This is a genomic window from Acidicapsa acidisoli (assembly GCF_025685625.1).
GTDB lineage: Bacteria > Acidobacteriota > Terriglobia > Terriglobales > Acidobacteriaceae > Acidicapsa > Acidicapsa acidisoli.
Genome location: NZ_JAGSYI010000001.1, coordinates 202021 through 215984, shown reverse-complemented (window position 1 = coordinate 215984; position 13964 = coordinate 202021). Strand labels below are relative to the sequence as shown.

Annotated in this window: 10 protein-coding genes; 6 read left to right on the top strand and 4 right to left on the bottom strand. The window is 57.0% G+C overall.

What is annotated here, in order from left to right; translation table 11 throughout:
- The first annotated feature begins 7 nt into the window (after positions 1–7).
- Positions 8–2041, top strand: coding sequence for a potassium-transporting ATPase subunit KdpB (kdpB, locus tag OHL23_RS00815; protein WP_263349850.1), 2034 nt, complete (start codon positions 8–10; stop codon positions 2039–2041).
- An 11-nt stretch (positions 2042–2052) separates the two neighbouring features.
- Positions 2053–2619 carry a potassium-transporting ATPase subunit KdpC gene (kdpC, locus tag OHL23_RS00810; RefSeq protein ID WP_263349849.1) on the top strand — a complete coding sequence of 189 codons (567 nt, stop codon included), beginning with the start codon at positions 2053–2055 and terminating at the stop codon, positions 2617–2619.
- Positions 2620–2621: 2 nt separating this feature from the next.
- On the opposite strand, the gene OHL23_RS00805 is transcribed toward kdpC, so the two are convergent.
- The 4 genes from OHL23_RS00805 to OHL23_RS00790 form a co-directional block, all read right to left on the bottom strand.
- The gene (locus OHL23_RS00805) at positions 2622–4190 is read right to left on the bottom strand and encodes a glycerol-3-phosphate dehydrogenase/oxidase (protein WP_263349847.1); all 1569 of its coding nucleotides are present in this window, start codon (positions 4188–4190) and stop codon (positions 2622–2624) included.
- 49 nt (positions 4191–4239) lie between these two features.
- A complete protein-coding gene (locus OHL23_RS00800; RefSeq protein ID WP_263349846.1) occupies positions 4240–6555 on the bottom strand; it encodes a glycoside hydrolase family 2 protein in 2316 nt (771 codons plus the stop codon).
- Positions 6556–6768: 213 nt separating this feature from the next.
- Entirely contained in the window at positions 6769–8466 is a 1698-nt protein-coding gene (locus OHL23_RS00795) for a nitrite/sulfite reductase (protein WP_263349844.1), read from the bottom strand.
- Entirely contained in the window at positions 8463–8609 is a 147-nt protein-coding gene (locus OHL23_RS00790) for a hypothetical protein (protein ID WP_263349843.1), read from the bottom strand. Before OHL23_RS00790 ends, OHL23_RS00795 begins: the two co-directional genes overlap by 4 nt.
- 357 nt (positions 8610–8966) lie before the next feature.
- Between OHL23_RS00790 and OHL23_RS00785 the strand changes: the two genes are divergently transcribed.
- From OHL23_RS00785 to OHL23_RS00770, 4 genes are all read left to right on the top strand, one after another.
- Positions 8967–11051, top strand: coding sequence for a beta-N-acetylhexosaminidase (locus OHL23_RS00785; protein ID WP_263349841.1), 2085 nt, complete (start codon positions 8967–8969; stop codon positions 11049–11051).
- Positions 11052–11383: 332 nt separating this feature from the next.
- Positions 11384–12517 carry an ABC transporter permease gene (locus OHL23_RS00780; protein WP_263349840.1) on the top strand — a complete coding sequence of 378 codons (1134 nt, stop codon included), beginning with the start codon at positions 11384–11386 and terminating at the stop codon, positions 12515–12517.
- Positions 12510–13190 carry an ABC transporter ATP-binding protein gene (locus OHL23_RS00775; protein WP_263349838.1) on the top strand — a complete coding sequence of 227 codons (681 nt, stop codon included), beginning with the start codon at positions 12510–12512 and terminating at the stop codon, positions 13188–13190. The genes OHL23_RS00780 and OHL23_RS00775 overlap by 8 nt, the downstream gene beginning before the upstream one ends.
- On the top strand, positions 13187–13960 hold the full coding sequence (locus OHL23_RS00770) for an outer membrane lipoprotein-sorting protein (protein WP_263349837.1): 774 nt from the start codon (positions 13187–13189) through the stop codon (positions 13958–13960). The genes OHL23_RS00775 and OHL23_RS00770 overlap by 4 nt, the downstream gene beginning before the upstream one ends.
- Positions 13961–13964 lie beyond the last annotated feature (4 nt).

The window sequence follows — 13964 nt, the reverse complement described above, 5'->3', positions numbered from 1 at the left end:
GGCAGATATGGCAGACAAAAAGAGTCTTTGGAGCACCGATATTCTGCGTCAGGCATCCGTGGATGCACTGCGCAAACTCAATCCCCGGCTGATGGTGAAGAATCCGGTGATGTTTGTGGTGGAAGTGGGCAGCGTGCTGACGACGGCATTGCTCATTGACGACGCGATCCATCATCGCGCTGGCCTTGGATTCAATCTTCAGATCACGCTATGGCTCTGGTTCACCGTGCTCTTTGCGAATTTTGCGGAGGCAATGGCCGAGGGTCGGGGTAAGGCTCAGGCCGATACGCTGCGCAAGGCCAAAGGCGAGACGATCGCACGCAAGTACAACGCCGATGGCGTGCTCGAAGACGTGACCAGCAGCTTGTTGCGCGCCGGTGACTTGATTTACGTCGAGGCTGGGCACTTCATCGCCGGCGATGGTGAAGTGGTCGAGGGGGTGGCTTCGGTGGACGAGTCGGCCATTACGGGAGAGTCGGCTCCGGTGATTCGAGAGGCAGGCGGCGACCGTTCGGCTGTGACCGGAGGCACGAAAGTGCTCTCGGACTTCATCAAGGTCAAAATTACTTCCAATCCGGGCGAGACTTTTCTGGATCGCATGATCGCCCTGGTCGAGGGCGCTACGCGGCAGAAGACGCCAAACGAAATTGCGTTGAGCATTCTGCTTTCGGGCCTGACAATTATCTTTCTGCTGGCGGTAGTCACACTGCAGCCGTTTGCGATCTATTCCAAGGCGCCGCAGACCATCTTTGTGCTGGTTTCACTGCTAGTCTGCCTGATTCCAACGACGATTGGCGGGTTGCTTTCGGCGATTGGCATTGCGGGCATGGACCGGCTGGTGCAGTACAACGTACTGGCGATGAGCGGACGCGCTGTTGAGGCCGCGGGTGACGTGAGCACCTTGTTGCTGGATAAGACCGGCACGATCACACTTGGCAATCGTCAGGCGACGGAGTTCTATCCCGCGCCGGATGTAAGCAACGAGCGGTTGGCGGACGCAGCGCAGCTTTCGTCGCTCTCGGACGAGACGCCGGAGGGTCGCTCCATCGTAGTGTTGGCCAAGGAGAAATACGGTCTGCGCGGTCGCGATCTTTCCAGCATCCATGCGGAGTTTGTGCCCTTTACAGCGCAGACACGCATGTCTGGTGTCGACTTGCCCGGCTCGCGCATTCGCAAGGGGTCGGTTGACGCGATTACTCATTTCCTGGAGGAACAGGGCTCAAGCCTGCCGCGCAAGGTGCGGGAACAAGTGGACGAAATTGCCCGCGCTGGCGGCACGCCTTTGGTGGTTGCCGAGAATTCGACCGCACTGGGCGTCATCTATCTGAAAGACATCGTCAAGGGTGGATTGAAGGATCGTCTCGCGCGGCTTCGCGCCATGGGTATTCGCACCATCATGATTACTGGCGACAATCCGCTCACTGCGGCCGTGATTGCCCGTGAGGCTGGCGTCGATGACTTTCTTGCCGAGGCCAAACCCAAGGATAAGATGGACCTGATTAAGCGCGAGCAGGCTAAGGGGAAGCTTGTTGCGATGACCGGGGATGGCACCAATGATGCTCCCGCGCTGGCACAGGCCGATGTGGGAGTCGCGATGAACTCGGGGACGCAGGCAGCAAAAGAGGCGGGCAACATGGTTGACCTCGATTCGAACCCGACAAAGTTAATCGAGATTGTTGAGATCGGCAAGCAGTTGCTCATGACCCGAGGTGCGCTTACTACTTTCTCCATTGCGAACGATGTGGCCAAGTATTTCGCCATCATTCCGGCGATGTTTGCGGGTGTGTTCCCGGTGCTGAATGCGCTGAATATCATGCACCTGGCTACGCCGCAGTCTGCGATTCTGTCGGCGGTCATATTCAACGCCGTCATCATCATTGCTCTTATTCCGTTGGCTCTCAAGGGAGTCAAGTATGAACCCAAAGCTGCAGCGGTGCTGCTTCGCCAGAACCTGCTGGTTTATGGCCTCGGGGGCGTTATCGTGCCCTTTATCGGTATCAAGGCCATTGACCTGGTGCTTGTAGCCCTACATTTGGCTTAAGGAGAATCGCTGTGCATTCCGTCTGGAAGACTTCTATTCGTTTCACGCTGGTAACGACTGTGCTGCTGGGATTCGCTTATCCACTTGTTCTCACAGGCATCGCCGGCGCGCTCTTTCCACATCAAGCCAGTGGTAGCCTCATTCTCAAGGATGGCCACGTTATCGGCTCATCTTTGCTGGCCCAGAGCTTCATCAGCGACCGCTATTTTCATCCGCGACCGTCGGCTGCGGGCAATGGCTATGACGCCACCAGCTCTGGTGGCTCTAACCTCGCCCAGTCGAGCCAGAAGCTTGTCCAACGCCTTCAGGGCGATATCGACAAACTGCAAGCGCAAAATCCGGGCAAGCCTGTACCGATTGATCTGGTCACGACTTCCGGCTCGGGACTCGATCCGGATATCACTCCCGACTCGGCCTACTATCAAGTTCATCGTATTGCACAGGCCCGCCATCTGAGCGACGAAGCTGTGAACAAGCTGGTCGCTGCGCATATTACTTCACGCACGCTAGGTATTCTTGGCGAACCACGGGTGAATGTGCTGGAACTCAATCTCGATCTGGACGCACTGACGAAGTAGAGTTATTGGACGAGATAATTCTGGGCGAGGGCGCGAAACGCGGCCACCTGATTTGCTGCCCACGCGGCATCCTCGCCTAACTCCTTCGCCATGATCTCAGCCACTTTTGGTGCGAGCAAAATTGCAGCTCTGGCATTCAATAAGAGCGCGCGGGTTCTGCGGGAAAGCACATCTTCCACGGTGCGAGCCATTTCGTGGCGAATGGCCCAGAGGACTTCGGCCTCGCAATAGGTGAGATCGGGATGCATCGGTTCGAGCAGCTTTGTGTCGTCAGACGCAATGGCTCTTACACCTTCCGCATCGGAGCCGTAGACCCATAGGTTGCCCAGTTCTTCCGAGGCTTCGTGATAGCCGTGGAGTTTCAAAGATCTGGTGATGCACGGGATATCTTCAAGTCTGCCTAGAGTGATTGCGTGGTTGACGCAATCCTCTGCCATGTACCGGTAAGTTGTCCACTTGCCGCCGACGATGGTGATCAGCCCGGCGGAGTCGATATGAATCGTATGATCGCGCGAAAGCGCGGATGTCTTCTCGCCGCCATCTCCCTCTGCTTTTACGAGCGGGCGAATACCGACGTAGACGCTCAAAATGTCATCGCGAGTGGGAGGGCGGCTGAGGAACTGCGCCGCCGTGTCGAGGATGAATTCTATCTCTTCTTCAAAAGGGAGCGGTTCGTAACTGGGCTCCTGAATCGGCGTGTCTGTTGTGCCGACGACTGTATGGCCGTGCCAGGGAATTGCAAAAAGGACGCGCCCGTCGCTGGTTTTCGGGACCATGATGGCTGCGTCCGCGCGCAGGAAGGATCGCTCGAAGACGAGATGAATTCCCTGGCTGGGAGCGATCATTTTCTTTGCATCGGGGTCGGTCATGCGGCGCACTTGATCCGCGAAGATGCCCGTGGCGTTGATGACCACGCGAGCAGCGGCTTTGAACTGCCGCCCGTTCTCTTCGTCTTTCAAAATGACGCCGTCGGCAAAGCCATCCTCCCCTTTGGTGATTTCAAGGACGGGAGCATAATTCAACAGCGTGGCTCCGTGATCCGCAGAGGTGGCAGCCATGTGGATCAGCAGGCGGGTGTCGTCGAACTGACCGTCGTAGTAGATGACGCCTCCGCGAAGGCCATCGGTCTGCAGGTTAGGGAGCTGCTCGATGGTTTCTTCGGCGGAGAGAATGCGTGATCTGCCGAATCCGTACTTACCTGCGAGCAGGTCATAGACCTTCATGCCGATGCCGTAGAAGGGCGCTTCCCACCATGAGTAATTGGGGACGATGAATGCGAGGTCGTGAACGAGATGCGGAGCGTTCTGGCGCAACAGACCTCGCTCCTTGAGTGCTTCCATCACGAGGGAGATGTTTCCCTGTTCGAGATAACGTACTCCGCCATGGATGAGCTTGGTGCTGCGGCTTGAGGTTCCCTTTCCGAAATCCCGAGCCTCCAGCAGAAGGACCTCGAAGCCGCGCGAGGCTGCATCGATGGCGACGCCTACGCCAGTGGCGCCGCCGCCGATGATGACCATGTCCCACGGAGTCTCTCGCCGGGACATGCGATCCAACATCTGCTGTCGGTCCATTTCCTAAAGCCCGTCCCTTCCTGGCGCGCTCAATCGATCGGGCTGCTCGTTACGCCAATTCCGATGCGCTTGGCGAGACAGTGATCTGAATCTCCTGCTGACCTAAAACAGGATGATGGCCTCGCAGGTGCACGATTCCTGCCTGTTCCTTCGCTCGAATCCAGATTGCCCCCGTGCCCCCTACCAATGCAAATGGGTTGTCTCCGATGATCTCTGCGGGTCCTTCGACTTCCAGCTTGATGGCATCGTCCGCGAATGGACAAATTGCGCCGAATTCATCCGTCACTGCGAGGACGACCCTGGTTGTGTCGGCGCCGTCTCCGTGAAGGGAAAGATCGTCAGCGACAAGCGAGAACTTCTGTTCAATGCCTTTGCTGGAGTACCGCTTTGCGATGACCTGCTTGCCCTGAATATAGCCCTCAATTCGGAGATCACCCCAGGGATCGATTCCTTTGCCCACATCCGCTACAAACGGCGCATAACGAAGATTCGGGAACTGAGCGCGGTCGGGGTCGACTTCCGCGATGAGTTTGTCCTTGACATAGAACTTGAGATGATCGCAGTTCGAGCAGACAACTGCCTTCGAAAAGCCGATGGATTGATCGCCTCTGGCCCAGTGAAACGACGGTTCGAGGACGATTTCTTCTTCGGGGTCGCATTGGGATTTGTAGAAGCCGGCGGCTGGCTTGGGTTCGCGGAAGATATCCGTTACTCCGTGATAGCAGATGCGGTCGCCCGATCCGAAATCACTGTGCGTGTTGTAGTCGAAGGCGCACCAGCCAATGCCTCCGGCATATTGCGGATTTGAGGCTAGTTGGTCATGAATCCGAGCGTGGCGCAGTGTGTGCTCGGTGAGCCTCTCGACATTGTCGATGGTCTTCGTGGGATAGGTGTGTCCGACGAACTCAGTATTCAAATAGCGGGGGTGATTGGGCGCTTTCAGAGGGAAGCCGAAGTCGTTCATGGTGAAGACGTCTTCGAGAAATTCAGATTCCTGGAAGTATCGGATTCCGCCCGTCTGGCGCGAGGAATCGAGACTATGCGCCATCGCGTTCGTCCGGGTGTAGAAGTCGTGATTATCGCGTGATTCGTTGATCCTGACTCCCCAGAGAATGATCGACGGGTGGTTCCAGTCGCGACGAATCATGCGGCTGACGTTGTCCACCGAAATATCCTGCCATGGAACATCGCCGATATGCTGCCAACCGGGAATCTCTTCAAGAACCAGAAGGCCGATTTCGTCGCAGGCATCGAGAAAGTGGCGTGATTGGGGATAGTGTGAAGTGCGGACGATGTTGCATTTCAGCTTTTGCCTTAGGATGATCGCGTCGCGACGCTGTACTCGGCCCGGCATGGCCTGACCCACAAATGGAAAGGTCTGGTGCCGGTCGAGTCCGCGTAGCTTGATAGCTTTGCCGTTTAGTTCGAATCCATGGTCAGTAAACTCCGCTTCGCGGAAGCCGACGGTGCGGCTTTCTTCGTCCTCGACATGACCGCTACGTAGTAGCTTCACCTGAACGGTGTATAAGTGCGGATGGGAAAGATCCCAGAGATCGACTTTGCCGAAGTTGCTGAGGGTAACGGTTGTCGATGCCGGATCGCTGCTTGAGTCCAGGCTGTCGATTCGCTTGGAAGCTGTTCCGACAACGCTTTCGCCACTCTTGAGTGTTACTTCAAGAGAAAGATTATCCTGAGCTCCGCCCGCGCTCTGCAAGAAACACTTTACATCCACAGTTGGCGCGTCGGTAAGGACGTTCTTTGGCTGAGCGAATATGTTCTCAATATAAGTGTGCGGAACGATTCGTAAGGCTACTTCGCGATAGATGCCGCCGAAGGTCAGATAGTCGATCTGATAGCCAAACGGAGGAATATCGGCGCGTTCCGTGGAGTCGACCTTGACTGCCAGGACATTCTCGCCATTCCAGTTCACATGGTCGGTGAGTTCGAAGGAGAATGGAGTGAATCCGCCTTTATATTCGCCCAGATTTGTTCCGTTGATCCAGACGGTTGAGGCGGTCATCACGCCTTCGAAGTCGACAAAGACGCGTTGGCCACGCACGGAAGCAGGGAGTTTGAAGCGTCGGCGGTAGACGGAGATGAACTCGTAGGTTTTATCGTCGAAGCTATGCCATGGGAGCTTCACGTTCGTATGTGGAACGACGACGCGCTCGAAGGACGAATCGTCAAAGGCGGGAGCGACAGCGGCGTCGGTGAAGGTGCGGCTGTACCGCCAATTTCGATTGATGGGGAGAATGGTCCGGCCCTGAGCGCGGGAAGAGTTTGCGTCCGACGCTAGGCCGGGGCGTACTACAGTCGCGCCGGCAATCAGAGTGCCGGTCGTCTTGAGAAAATCACGTCTTTGCATTGAGATCCAAACTCCTGTCGGTCGTAAGGCAATTCAGGGAATCGGCGTATGCACAATTATGGATGGCACACGATCCAGATCATCCGAACGGGAGATGGTTCTGCGGATGGATGAAAAGGATTACATTTTCGGCAACCGATTATTTTCCACCCTGCGACGCCAGATGGACAAGAGCATTCTTCTCCAAGCATTCGGTTTAGGACTCGACCGCCCCTAATCCACCGAAGGCGCGTTTGCTTCAAGAATGTCGCGCAACTCCTCGTTGGACCTGTTCGCAAACCAGGAACGGAGATTCTGCTTTTCGCTGCGCGAGGCCAAATAGCTGCGGAAAAGGCGCTCCAATGCATCGGGAACGTCGGCTGAGAGGCATCTGTAATTGACCAGTCGTGCTACTCCGGAGTGGACGCCCAACGCGCCTCCGAGCGCAAACGACCAAGCGTCGGCGAGTTTGCCGTCGTGCTTGATCTTCTTGCCTTCGAGGCCCACATCGGCGATCCAGTGTTGTCCGCAGCTATTGGGGCAGCCGGTTACATGCAATTTGATTTGTTGATCGAAACCAGGCAAGCGGCCTTCCAGTTCTTCCACGAGCCAACGTGCAAAGCCTTTGGTTTCAGTAATGGCCAGTTTGCAGAACTCTGTGCCTGTGCAGGCTACCGTGCCGCGCCAGAAGTTCGTGGCTTCCACGGTCAGGCCTAATCCGGCGAGTCCGCCCAGCATAGATTCGAGATTGGCCTGCGGGACGTGCGGAAGAATGAAGTTCTGCATCACCGTAGTGCGAAACTCCGAGCCGGCATACTTCTCCGAGAGATCTGCGATAGCCAGCAACTGTTCGCCGCTCATGCGCCCGTTGAGCACGGTTGCGCCCACCGAGTAAAGCCCGGGCTGCTTCTGCGGGCGAACTCCGACGTGATCGCGAAAGACGTCGTCCGGAACTGCGTCGTCCACCCCGGGCGCCAATTGGAAGGGCAGCTTCGTTTGCAATTCTTCAAGAAAACGCTCGGCTGTCCATCCTTCGCGGAGGAAAAGATGCTTCATGCGGGCGCGGTCGCGGCTCTCCCGCAGCCCCTGCTGCTCGCGGAAGATCTCTGTGATGCCGCGAACGACTGCGACGGCCTGATCTTCGCGAACGAAAGCGTCCAGCTTCACTGCCAGATGGGGATCGGCGGAAAGTCCACCGCCTACCCGGACGGAAAAGCCGATCTCGTCGCCGTTTCGAACGGCAGTGACAGCGATGTCGTTGATTTCCGGGTAGGAACACCAAACGGGGCAGCCAGTAACCGTGATTTTGAACTTGCGCGGCAGATTGTAGAATTCGGAGTTTCCGTTCACCTCTCGCGCGACGGCCCGCGCCAGGTGGGATGCGTCGATCAACTCATGCCCGTCGAGGCCTGCAACCGGGCATCCGGTAACGTTGCGCGCCACGTCGCCGCAAGCTCCACGAGGCGAGAGGCCGACGGAATCCAGTGCCTCAACCGCCTTGGGCAAAGAGTCCACTGTCAGCCAATGCAATTGGATGGCTTGTCGGGTGGTGATGTCGGCCAGGTTTCGGGCATGATCGCGCGCTAGTGTGCCGATGACGCGAAGCTGCGCCGCGGTAGCGATACCGTTGGGAATGCCAATACGCATCATGAAGTATTCGGTGGCTTTCCCTGTTCCACCAGTGCCCCCCGTGACGCCTGCGCCGTCGCCCTGCGTATAGATTCCCCACCATTTGAAATAGAACTCAGCCCATTCCGGTAGCACGCTGGCCCGGCCGTCACGCGCAAACTGGCGGATTTCCTCGAAGGCTTCCCAGGGGTTTTTCTCCCGCTTCAGCCGTTCCGAGCGCTGCGCCTTGGTTTCCTTGACAGGTTTGACTGGCGGGTTGCCTTCGGTCTTGACTTCAGGCGTGGGAATGAACTGTGTGGTCATGAAACTGCTCCTGATTTCGAGGCGACCTCGCGCAGAATGTGGATGTTCTCCGCCTCAAGCAGCCGCAGATGGCTTGGGAGCGTCGGAGCGAACAGATTCGCGGCTGCGAATTGCGAATCGACTTGGTTTTCTATAGCCGGCATGCAAACCTCGATACTTCCTGGTGTGCTAAACGCCGGAATCGCAAAAGGCTAACCCGGCTCAAGAACTACGGGTGTGGCCTCTGGATCACTCGATTATTTGCGCTCGGAAATCGGAGATTAGAATAAGCACCCGTCGAAGATGTTCGACAGGCGACAACAAGAGCGGCTTGGGGAAGCGCAAACCATATGTTGGTAGATGCTATCAAAAACCTGGCGTAAGCACAATTCTTACATTGCCGGTGTAAGCAGTCGCTCCGGTAAATCCTGATTGCTCATTCAGGGGGTGGGGTGACAGAATCGTGGAAGCTAAACCCTAGGCTTATACCTGAATATTCTTTTCGTGTGGAGAAGTCCGACTTGACCCCTGCCCGCTGGCCGCATCGTCTGCTTTCCCTGGTTGTGTTCCTTGGCGCAGTTTCAACTTTCTCCCAGGCTCAGAGTTCGACTCCGGAGCCATTGCCGATCATGCCTTTACCGGCGAGCGTCACGCCAGGTCAGGGAGAGTTTATCGTCGATGGGCAATTTCGCATGGCTTTTGATGGATTCACGGAACCGCGTTTGTTCCGTGCTCGCGAACGCTTCCTGGCCACTCTTTTCAGCGAAACGGGCATACCGTTTGTCCGCGAGGTGGCTTTGGGAACGTCGGTAGAGGGAACGGCGTCTGACGGTGCCGCGCATTTCCAGATACATACAGCGGGACCTAGCGCGGTAATTCAGCAACTTGGAGAAGACGAGTCTTACCGACTGGCGATTTCGCCGGATGGGGTTCGGCTCACAGCGGCAAATCCGCTGGGCGTAATGCACGGGATGCAGACCTTTCTGCAACTGGTGCGGATTACTCCGCACGGTTTCACTGTTCCGGCTCTGACGATTGACGATAAACCGCGTTTTCCCTGGCGGGGCCTGATGATCGACTCAGGGCGTCATTTCACATCGATCCCAGTGATCGAGCGCAATCTGGACGCGATGGAAGCGGTCAAGATGAATGTTTTTCATTGGCATCTTTCCGAGGACCAGGGTGTTCGTGTCGAGAGTAAAGTCTTTCCCTTGCTGCAACAGAAGGGGTCGGATGGTCTGTATTACACGCAGGAGCAGATCCGTCATGTCATTGAATACGCTCGGGATCGCGGTATTCGTGTAGTTCCGGAATTTGATATGCCGGCGCACGCGACTGCGTGGTTTGTCGGGTATCCGCAGCTTGCCAGCGGCAAAGGACCGTATCAGATTGAGCGCAAGTGGGGCATCTTCGACCCGGCGATGGACCCGACGCGCGAGAGCACCTACCAGTTCCTGAATCTCTTTATCGGCGAAATGGCAGGCCTCTTTCCCGATGCTTACTTCCATATTGGCGGAGACGAATGCAATGGCAAGGAATGGGACGCCAACCCGCAGATCCAGGAGTTCAAGCGGACCCACAACTTGAAGGACAACGCGGCTTTGCAGGCGTGGTTCAGCGGGCGGGTACAGAAGATTGTGGTCAGTCACCACAAGATTGCTGAGGGATGGGATGAGGTTCTGCAACCGGATACTCCCAAGAATGTCGTCATTCAGTCCTGGCGTGGGCGCGATTCATTGCTAGACGCCGCTAAACGCGGGTATCGCGGACTGCTCTCCCACGGGTATTACATTGACCTCAACCAACCCGCGGAAGAGCACTATCTCGTCGATCCGCTGGAGGGGATTGCTGACAAGCTCACACCGGAACAGACCGCAAGCATTCTGGGCGGGGAAGCGACGATGTGGGCAGAGTATGTTAACGACGAGAACATCGACAGCCGCATCTGGCCCCGGACAGCGGCGATTGCTGAGCGATTCTGGTCTCCGCAGCAGGTTCGCGATGTGGACTCCATGTACAGCCGCCTCGCGGTTATTTCAGAGAAGCTCAAGTCTTACGGCATCGAAAACGAGGCCGCATCGGAGCGCATGCTGGAGCGGATGAGCGGCGATCCTAACCCGGAGGCGCTGCGCGTTCTTGCTTCCGTCGTTGCGCCGCCCAGGGGCTATGCCCGGGAGGAACTACGCGAGTACACCAGCTTCACTCCGCTCAATCGCCTGGTAGATGCGATTCCTCCAGAGAGCAATGCGGCCCGTGTCTTCCGGGATATCTGCAAGCGCATCGTCGCGGGCAATGCCACTTCCCAGGACTGGCAAACTGCGCATGACTGGCTCGTTCTGTGGCGTGACAACGACGCGAAACTTGAGCCTTTGCTTGCCAAGTCGGATATTACCGAGGAACTAATTCCGGTTTCGCAGTCGCTGCGTTACGTCGCGGAGATCGGGCTGCATGCTCTCGATAGTCTGCATAGCGGCCAGGCGTCGACGATGGAAGCTCAGAAGCAGGATCTTGCGACCTTGACCAACGCGGAAAAGCCGCAGGCGGTGCTGCTGCTGATGGTTGCGCCTTCGGTGGAATTATTGGTGAAGTCCGTCAAAGTGCAATAGATCGGCCGCCGAGGGAATGAGAATCGGCGCTATCTGGCCGGCCTTGACGTCGCGGAATTGCTGCACGATGCGCCGAACTGCCGGTAGAACACGCTAGAATGGATATGAGAGCCGATGGCTAATGGTCGATAGCCGGAAGAGCGTGAAGCAATTGTATGAGTAGCCGCGATCCGGTCTGTTTCAAACGAAGACAGTAAGCACTAAGGTTCCGTCCTGCGCTGCAAGTGTCCGAGACAAAGAATCTTTAAATGGACACTACGGGCACCGCCCGATAAACTTAGCTATCCCGTACATTGATCGCGATGCGGAACCCCTAAGGATTTTTTCGAAATATGGCCCCCCAATTATCCTTTGCGTGGTTCGCATGGAGAAATCTATGGCGAAGGCGTCTTAGGACTCTCCTTACCCTGTGCGGAATCGGCATGGCAATCGGCGCATTCGTAGCTCTGGTCGGCTTTTCCCGCTCTTTTGAGCACGAGTGGCTGGAGGTGTACCAGAGCGGCGGCACCGATATAGCTGTGATACAGAAGACTTTCTTCAATACTTCGGTCGATGAGTCTGCTGCGGCGAAGTTGAGGTCTCTCCCCGACATAGCGCGTGCCACGCCGATGATTCTAAATATGATGGAAATCACGCCCGAGATCACCGCGTTGACTTACGGATGGAAGGCCGACTCCTTCGAACTCGACTCGCTGGCATTCAAATCTGGCAGGCGTTTTCGCGATGGCCAGCCGGAAGTGATTCTCGGTGACCTGCTTGCCGCAAATCTCAACAAGACCGCTGGCGACACACTCGATATTCAGGGCTCTAAATTGACGGTAACCGGGGTTTATCACAGCGGCTCGGCGCTCGAAGGAAGCGCACTTATTCTTCCACTGGATCAGCTGCAGCAAATCGCAAGCCTGCAAGGGAAGGTATCCGCATTCCATGTTCGCCTGCGTCCCGCTCCGGCAGGCGAATCGCCGCAGCATTATCTTGAGAGCGCGCAGGCTCAAATCGAGTCCGCATTGCCTGAGTTGCGCGCCGTCCCTGCGGCGGAACGCGCCAGCAATAACCAGCTAGTAGTCATGGCGCACGCGGCCGCGTGGGGCACCTCTGGCATCGCGCTTCTGATCGGCATCCTCGGAATTGCCAATACGATGGCCATGTCCGTGTTCGAACGCACCAGGGAGATCGGCATTCTGCGTGCGCTTGGATGGAAGCGCTGGAAAGTCCTTTTGCTGATTCAAACCGAAGCCGCAGTCCTGGGCTTCGCGGGAGGTGTCTTCGGCATCTTCTTCGGGTGCGCGGCCCTTCAAATCTTGTCCAAACTGCCTCAGACCGCCAGCATCGTATCGGCAGTATTTTCTCCCGTTCTGCTGCTGGAAGCGCTCGGCGTCGCCGTTCTCGCCGGGTTGCTGGCTGGAGTTTTTCCGGCCTGGCGCGGCGCTCATCTCTCTCCCGTCGAGGCGCTGAGGCATGACTAATTCGTTGCCGCGATCCCCGATCCTCGCCGTGCGGGCTCTCCGCAAGAGCTATGACGAGGGCCGCATCGAAGCCTTGCGCGGGGTAGACCTTTCGATTCATACCGGAGAGTTCGTGGCTATCAGCGGGCCCAGCGGCAGCGGAAAATCCACCCTGCTTCAGCTCATTGGAGGACTGGACTCCCCGACGAGCGGTCAGGTTTTCTTCCAGGACTCTCTGTTGGGAACGAACGTCGATCTTGACACCTATCGATCCCATCATGTCGGATTCATTTTCCAGGGTTTCTACCTGATGCCCACTTTGCGCGCCATCGAAAACGTCCAGGTGCCCATGCTCGCCGTCAAGAGCGACGCCAAAGAGCGGGCGGCAAGAGCTGAATCTCTTCTGATCGAGATGGGGCTGGAAAGCCGGATGCGCCAGTATCCCAACGAGCTCTCCGGCGGAGAACGCCAGCGCGTGGCCATTGCCCGGGCGCTGGCCAACAATCCTTCCATATTGCTGGCGGATGAGCCCACCGGGAATCTCGACAGCGTGAATTCCGCCCGCATCATGGAGATGCTCATCGGAATTCAGGAGTGTCGAGGCATGACGCTCATCGTTGTCACACACGAGAACGAAATCGCGAACGCCGCTCCACGGCACATTCGCATCCGCGACGGGAGGGTCGAGCCGTGAGATGCTACCTCGCCGGACTTGCAGTTTCACTGTTGTTTGCGCCCGCTGTGCTTGCTCCTGCTGCTCCTGCGGCGGATGTTCATGCCGTACTGGCTCGCCCGCAGCAGCGTCTGCAGACCGCGGATTACCGCGCTACCGGGCATCTCGTTCACGTCGACGCGGCCGGAGCCCGCACAAGCTATCCGATCACCCTGAAAGTGCATTGGTTTCCGGGGGTACTGCGCATCTTATGCGAGATTGGGAGCGCAGGTGATACGCGCATTCACATCCTGTTGGAAATGCGGCCAAATGGCCAGAATTCTATCCGCATCGCGCATCCTGGCGATAAGGCTCCCATTCCGTTGCCGTTTGAAAAATGGAGCGATGGGCCACTTGGGGCTGGGTTCAGTTACGAGGATTTCCTGGAATCCCAGTATTTCTGGCCCGGACAGGTCTTGGCCGGAGAGACGAAGTTCGGCGCACGCGACTGCGACCTGTTGAAGAGTACACCAGGCCCGTCTGACCACACTCATTACGCCGAAGTTCGCACATGGCTGGACCGAAGTATCGGCTTTCCAGTATATGTAGAGAAATCACTCAAGGCATCAGGAACGGTCAAGGAGTTCACTTACTACGGATTGCGCCAAAACGGCGGTGTCTGGTCCGCAAGCCAAGTGGAAGGAAAGATTCGCGGCCAAGCCGGTTCGACTTTGCTGATAATCGACCGCGGAAGCACAAAGGCAAGACTCGACCTCAGGGACTTCGGTCCTGAGCAACTCACACATTTCTAGGATG